Genomic DNA, 14,596 nt, shown 5'->3' with positions numbered 1-14,596 from the left:
TAGCTCTGCCATACACCTCGATCAGTTCCCTCTCCCTACGGGCGGTCCGACGTTTCGGGAGGGCTAGGGTGAGGGGCTCTTGATCTGGCTCTTGATCTGCTTTTGATCTTTAGTCCCTTCGGCAGGCCGAGCGGAGGTGTCCATCAGGGGGTAGGCGCGCAGCGCCGTGCGGCGAAGCCGCATACATCGAGAGGAGGTGCAGCGAAGCAAACCGTAGGCGATGCCCCCTGATGGACACCGTAGCGAGGGAACACTGAGCCTAAGCGAAGTGCCGTACGCCGGGGCGTAGACTTTTTGGTTACTTTTGAGGCGTTTGTCAAAAGTGACTCGCTGTAAGAGCGAAACCGCCAGGGGCAGCTCCCGAAGCAACGGATATACACCCAAAACTCAAGCACAAACCCAAAACCCAGACAAACAAAAACGCCCGGCAAATGCCGGGCGTCTTGTATTGACTTGATTAGCGAGCGCGGTAAGTAATACGCCCTTTGCTCAAGTCATAGGGCGTCAGCTCGACGCGCACTTTGTCACCGGTAAGAATACGAATGTAGTTCTTGCGCATCTTGCCGGAAATATGCGCGGTTACGACGTGCCCATTTTCCAACTCCACACGAAACATGGTGTTGGGCAGGGTGTCGACGACAGTGCCTTCCATTTCGAAGCTGTCTTCTTTCGACATGCAGTAAAGCCCTCGGTATCCAATGAATGGCCCGGTGCAACTGCGCCAGGCAAAAGCGGCGTGCATTGTGCCCGAAAAATGGGGTTTACGCCAAGGGGTTTAGGGTTTGCGTTTAGTTCAGGACGACCCAGCGCTGATTGATCAGCAGTTCGATAGGCCGATATTGGGTCTTGTAGTTCATCTTTTTGCAGTTTTTGATCCAGTAACCCAGGTACACCGCCTCAAGCCCCAGCCGCTGGGCTTCGGCGATTTGCCAGAGGATTGCGTAACGGCCCAGGCTGCGGCGTTCCTCCGTCGGCTCGTAAAAGGTGTAGACCGCCGACAGGCCGTTGGGCAGCAGATCGGTCACGGCAACTGCCAGCAACCGTCCGTCGAGCCGGAACTCGTAGAAGCGTGAGAAGGGCAGGTCGCGTACCAGAAAGGTCGAGAATTGATCGCGGCTCGGCGGGTACATGTCGCCATCCGCGTGGCGCTGTTCGATGTAGCGCTGATAGAGGTCGAAGTACTCTTCGCTGAACGCCGGCTTGACCGGGCGCACTTGCAAATCGATGTTGCGCTTGAAAATACGTTTCTGCTGCCGGTTGGGGTTGAACTGCGCAACAGGAATGCGCGCAGGCACGCAGGCATTGCAGTTCTGGCAATGCGGGCGGTACAGATGGTCGCCGCTGCGACGAAAGCCCATTTCTGACAGGTCTGCGTAGACATGCACATCCATGGGCTGGCTCGGGTCGAGAAACAGGGTCGTCGCCTGTTCCTCGGGCAGATAACTGCAAGAGTGAGGCTGAGTGGCATAAAACTTCAACCGCGCCAACTCGGTCATGATCAACCCTCAAGGGTAAGCTGGTGAATTAAGTGTAAGCCACGCGCGCAAAAGTCGCTCAGCAAACCCAGGTCGCGTGATTGGGTTGATCAAGGTGTCTGGCCAGATAGTCGGCGAATGCAGAGCGGGAAATCGCCCGGGCGCCAAGGCTGTGCAGATGATCGGTAGGCATCTGGCAGTCAATCAATACGAAACCCGCCTGTTTCAGATGTTGCACCAGCGTCGCAAAACCGTACTTGGACGCGTTGTCCGCGCGGCTGAACATCGACTCGCCGAAGAACAGCTGCCCCATCGCCAGGCCGTACAGGCCGCCGACCAGTTCGCCCTCATCCCAGACTTCCACCGAGTGAGCAAAACCGCGCCGATGCAATTCGATATAGGCGTCCTGCATCGCCTCGGTGATCCAGGTGCCGTCGGCGTATTCCCTGGGGGCGGCGCAGGCGTGGATCACGGCGTCGAAATCCTGATCGAAGGTCACTTGATAACGCTGTTGGCGCATCAATTTGCCGAGGCTGCGCGAGACGTGCAGTTCGTCGGGAAAAAGCACGGTGCGCGGATCCGGCGACCACCAGAGAATCGGCTGACCTTCGGAAAACCATGGAAAGCAGCCGTGACGATAAGCCTGGATCAAGCGATCGGCGGACAGGTCGCCTCCGGCCGCCAGCAATCCGTTGGGATCGCGCATGGCCTTTTCCAGTGGCGGGAAAGTCAGTGAATTGCGTTGTAACCAAGTCAGCATGGCGTCCAGGCTTGCAGAAGGGGAGGGCGGTGGGCGCTGGGCCCGAGGTAAAGTGTGCCGGGAAATGACGCGAATGTCCTCCACTGAGGTGCTGTGTTTTGACCTCTGCAACTTGAGCATCCGGATGCGGTCGTAATCGGGCGTTGCACCGGTGCGGGCAAGGTTGCCGATGCCAATGTGTTGCACTCAGGGGAAATGAGGCGCGAATGCTTCGCTACGTTCATCAAATACACCTCATAAGCCTTTGTCACAAAAGGTAATGCATGCTCAAATTGAACGCCGGGTGTTGTGCGTTTGGCTATGCTTGAACCTGGGGCCTGGAAGCATGGCATCGAACGCGCAAACCCGTACAATGCCGGGCTGTTACAGAATATTCGCCGCGTGCCGTGTTTATAAAAGGCGGGGCGCAGTGTTAAAAGTAGTCTCCGTTGCGCCCGTCAATTTTTTTACCTGCCTGGATTGGGCAGTTTTTTATCGTCATTCAATAGATGGACGCGCCTCTGGCGCAGGAAAAGAAGCGTTTTGAAGAAATCCACGGAAGCACCAAAAACAGTCGTTCCGCTCTGGCGTCAACAGTTGCACTACCGGCTCAAGGAAGGTGCATTGATTGCCATCGGTGCCTTGTGCCTGTTCCTGATGATGGCGTTGCTGACCTATGGCAAGGACGATCCGGGCTGGAGCCACAACAGCAAGATCGACGACGTGCAGAACTTCGGCGGCCCGGCCGGTTCCTACAGCGCCGACATCCTGTTCATGGTGCTGGGTTATTTCGCGTACATCTTCCCGTTGCTGCTGGCGATCAAGGCGTATCAGATCTTCCGTCAGCGTCACGAACCGTGGCAGTGGAGCGGCTGGCTGTTCTCCTGGCGCCTGATCGGCCTGGTGTTTCTGGTGTTGTCCGGCGCCGCGCTGGCGCACATCCATTTCCATGCCGCCACCGGTCTGCCGGCTGGTGCCGGTGGTGCGCTGGGCGAAAGCCTTGGTGATCTGGCCCGTAATGCCCTGAACATTCAGGGCAGCACGTTGCTGTTCATCGCACTGTTCCTGTTCGGCCTGACGGTGTTCACTGACCTGTCGTGGTTCAAGGTGATGGACATCACCGGCAAGATCACCCTCGACCTGTTCGAACTGTTCCAGGGCGCGGTCAACCGCTGGTGGTCGGCGCGCACCGAGCGCAAGCAACTGGTCGCGCAACTGCGTGAAGTCGACGATCGCGTGCATGACGTGGTTGCACCGACGGTCACCGACAAACGCGAGCAGGCCAAGGTCAAGGAGCGTCTGATCGAGCGCGAGCAGGCTCTGAGCAAGCACATGTCCGAGCGCGAGAAACAGGTTCCGCCGGTCATCGCCCCGGCTCCGGTCAAGGCGCCGGAGCCAAGCAAGCGCGTGCAGAAAGAGAAGCAGGTGCCGTTGTTCGTCGACAGCGCCGTGGAAGGCACCTTGCCGCCGATCTCGATTCTCGACCCGGCTGAAAAGAAACAACTCAATTATTCGCCCGAATCCCTGGCGGCGGTCGGCCACTTGCTGGAGATCAAGCTCAAGGAGTTCGGCGTCGAAGTCACCGTGGATTCGATTCACCCCGGTCCGGTCATTACCCGTTACGAAATCCAGCCTGCTGCCGGCGTGAAGGTCAGCCGTATCGCCAACCTGGCGAAAGACCTTGCACGTTCGCTGGCCGTGACCAGTGTGCGGGTGGTGGAAGTGATTCCGGGCAAGACCACCGTCGGTATCGAGATCCCCAACGAAGACCGGCAGATCGTGCGCTTCTCCGAAGTGCTGTCGACGCCTGAGTACGACAACTTCAAATCGCCTGTCACCCTGGCTCTGGGCCACGACATCGGCGGCAAGCCGGTCATCACTGACCTGGCGAAGATGCCGCACCTGTTGGTGGCCGGTACCACCGGTTCCGGTAAGTCGGTGGGCGTGAACGCGATGATCCTGTCGATCCTGTTCAAGTCCGGCCCGGACGACGCCAAGCTGATCATGATCGACCCGAAAATGCTCGAGCTGTCGATCTACGAAGGCATTCCGCACCTGCTGTGCCCGGTCGTGACCGACATGAAAGACGCCGCCAACGCCCTGCGCTGGAGCGTGGCCGAGATGGAGCGTCGCTACAAGCTGATGGCGAAGATGGGCGTGCGAAACCTGTCCGGCTTCAACGCCAAGGTCAAGGAAGCCCAGGACGCCGGCGAGCCCCTGAGCGATCCGCTGTACAAACGCGAAAGCATCCACGATGAAGCGCCGCTGCTGCAGAAGCTGCCGACCATCGTCGTGGTCGTGGACGAATTCGCCGACATGATGATGATCGTCGGCAAGAAGGTAGAAGAACTGATCGCCCGTATCGCCCAGAAGGCGCGTGCGGCCGGTATCCATCTGATCCTCGCGACCCAGCGGCCATCGGTAGACGTGATCACCGGTCTGATCAAGGCCAACATCCCGACGCGGATGGCGTTCCAGGTATCGAGCAAGATCGACTCCCGGACCATCATCGACCAGGGCGGCGCCGAGCAACTGCTCGGCCACGGTGACATGCTCTACATGCCGCCGGGCACCAGCCTGCCGATCCGGGTTCACGGCGCCTTTGTGTCCGACGATGAAGTTCACCGGGTGGTTGAAGCCTGGAAGCTGCGCGGTGCACCGGAATACAACGACGACATCCTCAACGGTGTCGAAGATGCGGGCAGTGGTTTCGAAGGCAGCAGCGGCGGCGGTGACGGCGACGATCCGGAAGCTGACGCGCTGTACGACGAAGCCGTGCAGTTCGTGCTGGAAAGCCGTCGCGCCTCCATCTCCGCTGTACAGCGCAAGCTGAAGATCGGCTACAACCGTGCCGCACGCATGATCGAAGCCATGGAAATGGCCGGGGTCGTGACGTCGATGAACACCAACGGTTCCCGCGAAGTACTGGCCCCTGGCCCGGTACGCGACTGATTCGATACCCTGATCCAAATGCAATGGACGGTGCATGAAGCGCCGTCCACTTTCCCACGAGTATTCAAGAGGACTCCCATGCGTCTTATCCGCATGTTGCTGCCGGTACTGGCTCTGACCACCCTCACGGCTCACGCCGATGACAAGGATGTGGCTCGCCTGACCCAATTGCTCGAAACATCCAAGACCCTGACCGCCAACTTCTCCCAGCTGACCCTCGACGGCAGCGGCACCCAGTTGCAGGAAACCACCGGCGACATGACCCTGCAGCGTCCGGGCCTGTTCTACTGGCACACCAATGCGCCAGCCGAGCAGACCATGGTGTCTGACGGCAAGAAAGTCACCCTGTGGGACCCGGACCTGGAGCAGGCCACTATCAAGAAGCTCGATGAGCGTCTGACCCAGACCCCGGCGCTGTTGCTGTCCGGCGACGTGTCGAAGATCAGCCAGAGCTTCGACATCAGCGCCAAAGAGGCCGGCGGCGTGATCGACTTCACCCTGAAGCCGAAAACCAAGGACACCCTGTTCGACAGTCTGCGCCTGTCGTTCCGCAACGGTCTGGTCAATGACATGCAACTGATCGACAGCGTCGGCCAGCGCACCAACATCCTGTTTACCGGTGTGAAGGCCAACGAAGCGGTCCCGGCATCGAAGTTCAAGTTCGACATCCCGAAGGGTGCCGACGTGATCCAGGAATAAACACAGAGGTTTCAACGGTACGTGATGGATCTGTTTCGCAGTGCACCGATTGCCCAGCCACTGGCCGCCCGTTTGCGGGCGACCAATCTGGATGAGTACGTCGGTCAGGAACACGTGCTCGCTCGCGGCAAGCCTTTGCGCGAAGCGCTGGAGCAGGGTGCCCTGCACTCGATGATCTTCTGGGGCCCGCCGGGCGTGGGCAAAACCACCCTGGCGCGGTTGCTGGCGGAAGTCTCGGATGCGCACTTCGAAACGGTGTCGGCCGTCTTGGCCGGGGTCAAGGAGATCCGTCAGGCGGTGGAAATCGCCAAGCAGCAGGCCGGCCAGTACGGCAAGCGCACGATCCTGTTTGTCGATGAGGTTCACCGCTTCAACAAGTCTCAACAGGATGCGTTTCTACCGTACGTTGAGGACGGTACGCTGATCTTCATTGGCGCCACCACTGAAAACCCTTCTTTCGAACTGAACAACGCATTGCTGTCGCGGGCGCGGGTCTACGTACTCAAGAGCCTCGACGAAGCGGCGTTGCGCAAACTGGTGCACCGCGCGCTCACTGAAGAACGTGGTTTGGGCAAGCGACATCTGACCCTCAGCGATGAAGGCTTCCAGATGCTGCTGTCCGCCGCCGACGGTGATGGCCGGCGCCTGCTGAACCTGCTGGAAAACGCCTCGGACCTGGCCGAAGACAACAGCGAGATGGGCACCGAGCTGCTGCAAAGCCTGCTCGGCGACACTCGCCGGCGTTTCGACAAGGGCGGTGAAGCGTTCTACGACCAGATTTCTGCGTTGCACAAATCGGTTCGTGGGTCGAATCCGGACGGCGCGCTGTACTGGTTTGCGCGAATGATCGACGGCGGCTGCGATCCGCTGTACCTGGCCCGGCGCGTGGTGCGCATGGCCAGCGAAGACATCGGTAACGCCGACCCGCGCGCACTGAGCCTGTGCCTGGCGGCGTGGGAAGTGCAGGAGCGACTTGGCAGCCCGGAAGGTGAGTTGGCAGTGGCTCAAGCTATTACGTATCTGGCTTGTGCACCGAAAAGCAACGCGGTGTACATGGGCTTCAAGACCGCGCTGCGCGCCGCCGCCGAACACGGCTCGCTGGAAGTGCCGCTGCACCTGCGCAATGCGCCGACCAAATTGATGAAGCAATTGGGTTATGGCGACGAATACCGTTACGCCCACGACGAACCGGACGCCTATGCAGCCGGCGAAGACTATTTCCCGGAAGAACTCGACCCGATTCCCTTCTACCAACCGGTGCCGCGCGGCCTGGAGTTGAAGATCGGCGAAAAGCTCAACCACCTCGCCCAACTTGATCGTTTAAGCCCCCGGCAGCGGAGAAAATAGTGGTTCCATTGATCGTTGCAGTCTCCGTCGGCGGGATTGCCGGCACCCTGTTGCGCTTCGCCACCGGCAATTGGGTCAACGCCAATTGGCCGCGGCACTTCTATACCGCGACGCTGGCCGTTAATATCGTGGGCTGTCTGCTGATTGGCGTGTTGTACGGCCTGTTTTTGATACGCCCGGAAGTACCGATCGAGGTACGTGCCGGGTTGATGGTCGGCTTCCTCGGGGGGCTGACGACTTTTTCATCCTTTTCACTGGATACGGTGCGCCTGCTGGAAAGCGGGCAAGTGCCGCTGGCCCTGGGCTATGCGGCCATCAGCGTATTCGGCGGGCTGCTCGCGACCTGGGCCGGCCTGTCCCTGACCAAACTTTGATAACGAGAAACCGACATGCTCGATTCCAAACTGTTACGTAGCAACCTCCAGGACGTAGCGGACCGCCTGGCTTCCCGTGGCTTTGCCCTGGATGTCGCGCGCATCGAAGCGCTGGAAGAACAGCGCAAGACCGTCCAGACCCGCACCGAAGCACTGCAGGCTGAGCGTAACGCGCGCTCCAAATCCATCGGTCAGGCCAAGCAGCGCGGCGAAGACATCGCGCCGCTGATGGCGGACGTCGAGCGCATGGCGGGCGAACTGAGTGCCGGTAAAGTCGAGCTGGACGCGATCCAGACCGAACTGGATTCGATCCTGCTGGGTATTCCGAACCTGCCGCACGAATCGGTACCGGTCGGCGAAGACGAAGACGGCAACGTCGAAGTACGCCGCTGGGGCACTCCGACCGCTTTCGACTTCCCGGTTCAGGACCACGTGGCCCTGGGCGAGAAGTTCGGCTGGCTCGATTTCGAAACCGCCGCCAAGCTGTCCGGCGCACGTTTCGCCCTGCTGCGTGGCCCGATTGCCCGTCTGCACCGCGCACTGGCGCAGTTCATGATCAACCTGCACGTCACCGAGCACGGCTACGAAGAGGCCTACACGCCTTATCTGGTTCAGGCCCCGGCGCTGCAAGGCACCGGTCAACTGCCGAAGTTCGAAGAAGACCTGTTCAAGATCGCTCGCGAAGGTGAAGCCGATCTGTACCTGATCCCGACCGCCGAAGTGTCGCTGACCAACATCGTGGCCGGTGAAATCGTCGATTCGAAGCAGCTGCCGATCAAGTTCGTTGCCCACACTCCGTGCTTCCGCAGCGAAGCCGGCGCGTCGGGTCGTGACACTCGCGGCATGATCCGTCAGCACCAGTTCGACAAAGTTGAAATGGTCCAGATCGTCGAGCCGTCGAAGTCGATGGAAGCGCTGGAAAGCCTGACCGCCAACGCCGAGAAAGTTCTGCAACTGCTGGAGCTGCCTTACCGCACCCTGGCGCTGTGCACCGGCGACATGGGCTTCAGCGCGGTCAAGACGTACGACCTGGAAGTGTGGATCCCGAGCCAGGACAAGTACCGTGAAATCTCGTCGTGCTCCAACTGCGGCGACTTCCAGGCCCGCCGCATGCAGGCGCGTTTCCGCAACCCGGAAACCGGCAAGCCTGAGCTGGTGCACACCTTGAACGGTTCCGGTCTGGCGGTCGGACGTACCCTGGTTGCCGTGCTGGAAAACTACCAGCAGGCCGACGGTTCGATCCGTGTGCCGGACGTGCTGAAGCCGTACATGGGTGGCCTTGAGGTCATCGGCTAAATGAAATATCTGCCGCTGTTTCACAACCTGCGCGGCAGTCGTGTGTTGGTCGTCGGTGGGGGGGAGATTGCCTTGCGCAAGTCCCGCCTGCTGGCCGATGCCGGTGCGCTGCTGCGGGTGGTCGCACCTGAAATCGAAGCGCAACTGCGCGAACTGGTTGCCGCCAGCGGTGGCGAATGCCTGCTGCGTGGCTACGCCGAAACGGATCTGGACGGTTGCGGGCTGATCATTGCCGCCACCGACGACGAAGCGTTGAACGCGCAAGTTTCCGCCGATGCCCATCGGCGTTGCGTGCCGGTCAATGTGGTCGATGCGCCGGCGCTGTGCAGCGTGATTTTCCCGGCAATCGTCGATCGCTCACCGCTGATCATCGCGGTCTCCAGCGGCGGCGATGCGCCGGTGCTGGCCCGGCTGATCCGCGCCAAGATCGAAACCTGGATTCCCTCGACCTACGGCCATCTGGCCGGTCTGGCCGCGCGGTTTCGCGATCAGGTCAAAGGCCTGTTTCCCGATGTGCAGCAACGTCGCGGTTTTTGGGAGGACGTGTTCCAGGGGCCGATTGCTGATCGGCAACTGGCAGGACAGGGCGCCGAAGCCGAACGTTTGCTGCAAGCCAAGATTGACGGCGAAGCCATGGTTACGACCGGTGAGGTGTATCTGGTGGGCGCAGGGCCGGGTGATCCGGATCTGCTGACCTTCCGCGCCTTGCGCCTGATGCAGCAAGCCGATGTGGTGCTGTACGACCGCTTGGTGGCTCCGGCGATTCTTGAGCTGTGCCGCCGCGATGCCGAGCGTGTCTACGTCGGCAAACGTCGCGCCGATCACGCCGTGCCGCAGGATCAGATCAACCAGCAACTGGTGGATCTGGCCAAGGCCGGCAAGCGTGTGGTGCGGTTGAAGGGCGGGGATCCGTTCATCTTCGGCCGTGGCGGCGAAGAGATCGAGGAACTGGCGGCCCATGGCATCCCGTTCCAGGTGGTGCCGGGCATCACGGCGGCCAGCGGTTGCGCGGCGTATGCCGGGATTCCGCTGACTCATCGCGATTACGCGCAGTCGGTGCGTTTCGTTACCGGTCACCTGAAGGACGGTTCCACCGATCTGCCGTGGGCCGACCTTGTCGCGCCGGCGCAGACGCTGGTGTTCTACATGGGCCTGGTGGGGTTGCCGATCATCTGCGAGCAGTTGATCAAGCATGGTCGCGCAGCTGAAACGCCGGCCGCGCTGATCCAGCAGGGCACCACGGTCAATCAGCGGGTCTTTACCGGCACGCTGGCCGACCTGCCGCGTCTGGTGGCGGAGCATGAAGTGCATGCGCCGACGCTGGTGATCGTCGGCGAAGTGGTGCAACTGCGCGAGAAACTGGCGTGGTTCGAGGGCGCTCAGGGTCAAATCTGACGACTCTGAAGGGATCGTTCCCACGCGGTGGGAACGATCCTGCTTTCAACCTCTGCGCCAAACCCCTTTCCCGCCCAACCGGTCCCGGTCATGGGCAACAGTGAAATCCTGCTCCGGCCCCTTCGGTACAACCCCGGTCGGGTTGATGGTCTTGTGGCTGCCGTAGTAGTGATTCTTGATGTGCTGGAAATCCACGGTCTCGGCAACGCCCGGCCACTGGTACATCTCACGCAGCCAGTTCGACAGATTCGGATAATCGCTGATCCGCCGCAGATTGCATTTGAAGTGCCCGTGATACACCGCGTCGAAACGAATCAGCGTGGTGAACAAGCGCACGTCCGCCTCGGTCAGGTATTCGCCCGTCAGATAACGGTTGGCGTCCAGCACTTGCTCCAGATGATCCAGTTCGGTAAACACGTCATCGAAGGCTTCTTCATAGGCATTTTGCGAGGTGGCGAACCCGGCGCGATACACGCCGTTGTTCACGGCAGGGTAGATCCGCTCGTTCAGCGCATCGATTTCGCTGCGTAACGGTGCCGGGTAGAAGTCCAGATCGTTGCCGGTCAAGTCATCGAACGCACTGTTGAACATGCGGATGATCTCCGCCGATTCGTTGCTGACGATGCGCTTGAGCTTCTTGTCCCACAGCACCGGCACGGTGACGCGGCCGGTGTAGTCGGCGGTGTCGGCGGTGTAGCGCTGGTGCATGAAGTCGAAGTGGTCGAGTTTGTCGCCGGTCGAACCGAGGTTCTGATCGAAGGTCCAGCCGTTTTCCAGCATCAGCCAGCTGACGACGGAAACGTCGATCAGGCTTTCCAGGCCCTTGAGCTTGCGCAGAATCAGCGTGCGATGAGCCCACGGACAGGCGAGAGAGACATAAAGGTGGTAACGCCCGGCTTCGGCGGCAAAACCGCCTTCACCGCTCGGGCCTGGCTCGCCGTTGCGAGTGACCCAGTTGCGGCGCTGCGCCTGTTCGCGCTGGAACGCGCCGTCCTTGCTGCTTTCGTACCACTTGTCCTGCCAGCGGCCGTCGACGAGTAAACCCATGATCAAGACTCCAGTAACCAATAATCGTTGGAGCCGAGTCTATTCCGATGAGTTCGAACAAAAAGCGCAAAGATCGGGCGTTAATGATCGGTTAAATCGATTTGTCCCGCGCGGCCCAGTATTGCTCGGCGGTTTCGAAAGCCTGTTCACGGCTCTGGCCGAGGCCGCGCAGCGCCAACGCCATGGTCGAGATCAGCGCCATTTGCGGATAGCTGTCGACCACATCGCCACGCCAGACAGCCTTCAAATGCTCGATATCCAGCGACGCCGGTTTGACGTGACGCTGCGCCGACAGCTGCGGCCATTCCTCGTCCCAGCTCTCGCCGCCGGTGGTGCCGTACAAGTGACTGTCGGCATCCGGGTTGATCTCGATTTCGCCGCCGTCGCCCTTGATCACGATCGCCGTGTCGCCGAGCAGGCCGCTGGCATCGCGGTGCACCGCTTGATAGCCGGGGTGGAAAATACTCTGCAGGCCGCAACGTGCGCCCAGCGGATTGAGAATCCGCGCCAGCGAGTGGATCGGTGAACGCAGGCCGAGGGTGTTACGCAGATCGATCATCCGTTGCAGCTGCGGCGCCCAGTCCACCAGCGGCATGAACGCCAGGCCACCGTTATCCAGCGCCGCGCCGACCTGTTGCCAGTTGCGGCACAGCGGAATGTTCAGCTCACCGAGCAGTTGTTCGGAGTACAAGCGCCCGGCGGTGTGCGCGCCACCGCCGTGCATGAAGATGCGCACGCCGTTCTGTGCCAGGCACTTGGCGGCCAGCAGATACCACGGCAGGTGACGCTTCTTGCCGGCATAGGTCGGCCAGTCCAGATCGACGTTCAGTGCCGGTGCCTGCAAGCGCTCACGCAGAGCCTCGGTGAAACCGGCCATTTCCTCGGCGCTTTCTTCCTTGTGCCGCAGCAACATCAGGAACGCGCCGAGCTGGGTTTCCTCGACCGCTTCGTCGAGCACCATGCCCATGGCTTCCCGGGCTTCCTCGCGGGTCAGGTCGCGGGCGCCGCGCTTGCCCTTGCCGAGGATGCGCACGAACTGGGCGAACGGATGCTCGGCGGGCGTTTCGAGGGTCAGCGCTGGATAGTCGGTCATAGGCAATTCGTCGGTTTGGGCAGGCCCGCCAGTTTCGCGGCGAGTTTGGCAGGGGTGCCTTTGAACAGTCGGTTCAGGTGCAGGCTGTTGCCTTTCTCCGCGCCGAGCTTGAGCGCGGTGTACTTGATCAGCGGCCGGGTGGCCGGTGACAGCTGGAATTCGGCGTAGAAGCTGCGCAGCAATTCGAGGACTTCCCAGTGTTCCGGGCTCAGTTCGATGTCTTCGGCAGCGGCGAGGGCGCTGGCGACTTCGGCCGACCAGTCGTTGAGGTCGACCAGAAAGCCGTCCTTGTCCAGTTCAATGGCGCGGGCGCCGACGGTCAGCGCATTCATAGCCAGCTGTTGACCTTGTCGTATTGGATCGACAGTTCGACGAAGGCCGGGTAATCGATGGCTTCGGCCCAGTCCGGAACCTGCACGGCACGGGCTTGCGCGTCTTCGGCCAGCACGAACAATTTCACCCGGCGGGTTTCCAGCGCATTGAGCGGCGCAGTGCCGGGTTGCAACGCATAAGCGGCATCGCCCGACAGCAACAGAGCATCGCTGGCACCCAGCAGGCGCAGGCAACTGGTCAGGCGTTCGTCGCCGAACGGGGAATGGGACAACACATGCAGAGTCGACATCAGAGGGTGATCACCTGGTCGTAACGGTCAATGAGGGCGGTGATTTGCTCAGCGGCCAAGGGCTGCGCCTCGTCCAGCGAACGATCGCCGAGGCCGCGAACACTGGCGCTGTCGGCGCAGTAGAACAGCTCTTCGACGCCGAACATCGGCAACGCTTGCAGGTTGGCGCTCAGGTCTTTCTGTTGCAGGGCCTTGGCGTTTTGCCCGGCGGCCAGTTGCAACACGCCGTCGTCGAGAAACAGCAGACCGATCGGCAGATCGAAGGCGCCACCGGCGAGCACGATGTCCAGCGCTTCGCGGGCACCGGGGCCGGACCACGGCGATTGACGGCTGATAATCAGAAGGGATTTGGCCATGTCATGCGCCTCCGAAACAGATCAGGCGGTCGGCGTCCTGCACCGCGTCATGCAACTGGCCGAGGCCGGACAATTCCCACGGTGCGCTGACGGCCACGGCATCACGCTGATAACGCCCGGCTTCCTCCGTATTCAACACGCCACGGCGCAGGGCCGCGGCGATGCACACCACGCCGTCGAGGTTTTGTTCGGTGATAAAGGTTCGCCACTGCTTGAGCAGGTCCAGCTCGTCCTGCGGCGTGACCACGGCGTCGGACGCGTTGTGGACCCCGTCCTGATAGAAAAACAGCCGGACAATTTCATGCCCGCCGGCCAGCGCAGCCTGGGCGAACAGCAGGGCGCGGCGCGAGGAGGGCGCATGGGCGGCGGAAAACAGCGCAATGGCGAACTTCATGACGGACTCGATCAGCAAAACTGCGGCCATGATAAAGCTTTCTCGGCGGGGCGGCGAAGCGGATGTTTCCCGCGCCCGTCTCGATGCGAGCAGGTGTCCTTCAGCGTGGCATGTAGCCCAGTTGCCAGCGCCGCGGAATCTTCAGGGTCAGCAGCCCCAGTACGGCGGCGAACAGACCGCTGACCAACATCGCCTTGAGTCCCAGATGATGTTCCAGCACCGCCCCCAGAATGGCGCCGACCAGCATCCCGCTCCACGGCACCAGTTGCACCCGCCAGCCACTTCGCCGTTCGCCGAGCACCCACCGGCCCAATCCTCGACCGAATCGGGACAGGGCGCCGGTGACGTACGTCAGCCCGACCGGCAGACCGTTCACTTCTTCCACCGCTGCGTTGAGCATGCCCATCGCAATGATCGCTGCCAGCAGGGCCGGCAGTTGCGTGTCAAAGGGCCAGGCTGCCAAACAGAGCAGAGCGGCGATGGATAGCAGCAACGGCAGCGCCCGCCGACCACCCAGCCGGCTGACCACGACTCCGAGGGCATTGCCGACAATGAACGTCGCGACCAGCAGGATCAGCCTTAACGTCAGTGCGCTGTCGCCATCGCTGATCGCCACCGCCAGCCGCGTGGTGTTGCCGCTCATGAAGGAAACGAAATCGCCGCTGGCCATGAAACCTATGGCGTCGGTCATGCCGGCCAGTACCGAAAGGCTGGCAACCAGCGCCAGCCCCACACGGCCGCGCCATTTCTGTATATGAAGATGTCCGGGGCTGGCGCGGTGGGTCGAGGTGGAAGGCAGCATCGAGG

16 protein-coding genes are annotated in these 14,596 nt (G+C 61.2%); 6 read left to right on the top strand and 10 right to left on the bottom strand.

From position 1 onward, the window contains the following. Positions 1–457: 457 nt before the first annotated feature. The 3 genes from infA to aat form a co-directional block, all read right to left on the bottom strand. Positions 458–676, bottom strand: a complete 219-nt coding sequence (infA, locus tag GQX66_RS26580; RefSeq protein WP_002553999.1) for a translation initiation factor IF-1 — start codon at positions 674–676, stop codon at positions 458–460. 112 nt (positions 677–788) lie between these two features. Then, positions 789–1,496: an arginyltransferase gene (locus tag GQX66_RS26575; RefSeq protein WP_102718731.1), complete on the bottom strand. Its 708-nt coding sequence runs from the start codon at positions 1,494–1,496 to the stop codon at positions 789–791. Between the two features lie 58 nt (positions 1,497–1,554). Next, on the bottom strand, positions 1,555–2,235 hold the full coding sequence (gene aat, locus GQX66_RS26570; protein WP_240872023.1) for a leucyl/phenylalanyl-tRNA--protein transferase: 681 nt from the start codon (positions 2,233–2,235) through the stop codon (positions 1,555–1,557). 522 nt (positions 2,236–2,757) lie between these two features. On the opposite strand from aat, the gene GQX66_RS26565 reads away from it, so the two are divergent. The 6 genes from GQX66_RS26565 (at position 2,758) to cysG (ending at position 10,277) form a co-directional block, all read left to right on the top strand. Next, a complete protein-coding gene (locus GQX66_RS26565) occupies positions 2,758–5,166 on the top strand; it encodes a DNA translocase FtsK (protein ID WP_240872022.1) in 2,409 nt (802 codons plus the stop codon). Positions 5,167–5,244: 78 nt separating this feature from the next. Then, positions 5,245–5,865, top strand: coding sequence for an outer membrane lipoprotein chaperone LolA (gene lolA / locus GQX66_RS26560; protein WP_007958184.1), 621 nt, complete (start codon positions 5,245–5,247; stop codon positions 5,863–5,865). Positions 5,866–5,889: 24 nt separating this feature from the next. Next, positions 5,890–7,212, top strand: a complete 1,323-nt coding sequence (locus tag GQX66_RS26555) for a replication-associated recombination protein A (RefSeq protein WP_007958186.1) — start codon at positions 5,890–5,892, stop codon at positions 7,210–7,212. Beyond that, positions 7,212–7,586, top strand: a complete 375-nt coding sequence (crcB, locus tag GQX66_RS26550; RefSeq protein WP_007958188.1) for a fluoride efflux transporter CrcB — start codon at positions 7,212–7,214, stop codon at positions 7,584–7,586. The genes GQX66_RS26555 and crcB overlap by 1 nt, the downstream gene beginning before the upstream one ends. Positions 7,587–7,601: 15 nt before the next feature. After that, positions 7,602–8,882, top strand: a complete 1,281-nt coding sequence (gene serS / locus GQX66_RS26545; protein WP_074688938.1) for a serine--tRNA ligase — start codon at positions 7,602–7,604, stop codon at positions 8,880–8,882. Continuing rightward, positions 8,883–10,277 carry a siroheme synthase CysG gene (gene cysG, locus GQX66_RS26540; protein WP_236189024.1) on the top strand — a complete coding sequence of 465 codons (1,395 nt, stop codon included), beginning with the start codon at positions 8,883–8,885 and terminating at the stop codon, positions 10,275–10,277. A 45-nt stretch (positions 10,278–10,322) separates the two neighbouring features. Here cysG and GQX66_RS26535 read toward each other — a convergent pair whose 3' ends face one another. From GQX66_RS26535 to GQX66_RS26505, 7 genes are all read right to left on the bottom strand, one after another. Further along, complete coding sequence (locus GQX66_RS26535) at positions 10,323–11,324, bottom strand: glutathione S-transferase family protein (RefSeq protein WP_236189022.1); 1,002 nt, start codon at positions 11,322–11,324, stop codon at positions 10,323–10,325. Between the two features lie 91 nt (positions 11,325–11,415). Next, positions 11,416–12,417, bottom strand: coding sequence for a glycosyl transferase family protein (locus tag GQX66_RS26530; protein WP_240872021.1), 1,002 nt, complete (start codon positions 12,415–12,417; stop codon positions 11,416–11,418). Further along, entirely contained in the window at positions 12,414–12,749 is a 336-nt protein-coding gene (locus GQX66_RS26525) for a TusE/DsrC/DsvC family sulfur relay protein (RefSeq protein ID WP_007958196.1), read from the bottom strand. The genes GQX66_RS26530 and GQX66_RS26525 overlap by 4 nt, the downstream gene beginning before the upstream one ends. Further along, a complete protein-coding gene (gene tusB / locus GQX66_RS26520; RefSeq protein ID WP_102687826.1) occupies positions 12,746–13,039 on the bottom strand; it encodes a sulfurtransferase complex subunit TusB in 294 nt (97 codons plus the stop codon). The genes GQX66_RS26525 and tusB overlap by 4 nt, the downstream gene beginning before the upstream one ends. Continuing rightward, positions 13,039–13,395, bottom strand: coding sequence for a sulfurtransferase complex subunit TusC (gene tusC / locus GQX66_RS26515; protein ID WP_039767393.1), 357 nt, complete (start codon positions 13,393–13,395; stop codon positions 13,039–13,041). The genes tusB and tusC overlap by 1 nt, the downstream gene beginning before the upstream one ends. A 1-nt stretch (position 13,396) precedes the next feature. Next, positions 13,397–13,789 (bottom strand): sulfurtransferase complex subunit TusD, encoded by a 393-nt coding sequence (gene tusD / locus GQX66_RS26510; protein ID WP_240872055.1) that lies wholly within the window; start codon positions 13,787–13,789, stop codon positions 13,397–13,399. A 100-nt stretch (positions 13,790–13,889) separates the two neighbouring features. Next, entirely contained in the window at positions 13,890–14,591 is a 702-nt protein-coding gene (locus GQX66_RS26505) for a YoaK family protein (RefSeq protein ID WP_007958213.1), read from the bottom strand. Between the last annotated feature and the right edge of the window lie 5 nt (positions 14,592–14,596).

This window comes from Pseudomonas sp. B707 (assembly GCF_022496685.1).
Classification (GTDB): Bacteria; Pseudomonadota; Gammaproteobacteria; order Pseudomonadales; family Pseudomonadaceae; genus Aquipseudomonas; species Aquipseudomonas paraglycinae.
The sequence above is the reverse complement of the archived record's forward strand: the minus strand, read 5'-3'. Positions and strand labels throughout refer to the sequence as shown.

Coding starts and splice junctions, on each gene's coding strand:
- GQX66_RS26530 (WP_240872021.1), bottom strand. CDS start 12,417: ATGACCGACTATCCAGCGCTGACCCTCGAAACGCCCGCCGAGCATCCG.
- aat (WP_240872023.1), bottom strand. CDS start 2,235: ATGCTGACTTGGTTACAACGCAATTCACTGACTTTCCCGCCACTGGAA.
- GQX66_RS26575 (WP_102718731.1), bottom strand. CDS start 1,496: ATGACCGAGTTGGCGCGGTTGAAGTTTTATGCCACTCAGCCTCACTCT.
- GQX66_RS26555 (WP_007958186.1), top strand. CDS start 5,890: ATGGATCTGTTTCGCAGTGCACCGATTGCCCAGCCACTGGCCGCCCGT.
- serS (WP_074688938.1), top strand. CDS start 7,602: ATGCTCGATTCCAAACTGTTACGTAGCAACCTCCAGGACGTAGCGGAC.
- GQX66_RS26535 (WP_236189022.1), bottom strand. CDS start 11,324: ATGGGTTTACTCGTCGACGGCCGCTGGCAGGACAAGTGGTACGAAAGC.
- lolA (WP_007958184.1), top strand. CDS start 5,245: ATGCGTCTTATCCGCATGTTGCTGCCGGTACTGGCTCTGACCACCCTC.
- infA (WP_002553999.1), bottom strand. CDS start 676: ATGTCGAAAGAAGACAGCTTCGAAATGGAAGGCACTGTCGTCGACACC.
- tusC (WP_039767393.1), bottom strand. CDS start 13,395: ATGGCCAAATCCCTTCTGATTATCAGCCGTCAATCGCCGTGGTCCGGC.
- tusD (WP_240872055.1), bottom strand. CDS start 13,789: ATGAAGTTCGCCATTGCGCTGTTTTCCGCCGCCCATGCGCCCTCCTCG.
- GQX66_RS26525 (WP_007958196.1), bottom strand. CDS start 12,749: ATGAATGCGCTGACCGTCGGCGCCCGCGCCATTGAACTGGACAAGGAC.
- GQX66_RS26505 (WP_007958213.1), bottom strand. CDS start 14,591: ATGCTGCCTTCCACCTCGACCCACCGCGCCAGCCCCGGACATCTTCAT.
- tusB (WP_102687826.1), bottom strand. CDS start 13,039: ATGTCGACTCTGCATGTGTTGTCCCATTCCCCGTTCGGCGACGAACGC.
- cysG (WP_236189024.1), top strand. CDS start 8,883: ATGAAATATCTGCCGCTGTTTCACAACCTGCGCGGCAGTCGTGTGTTG.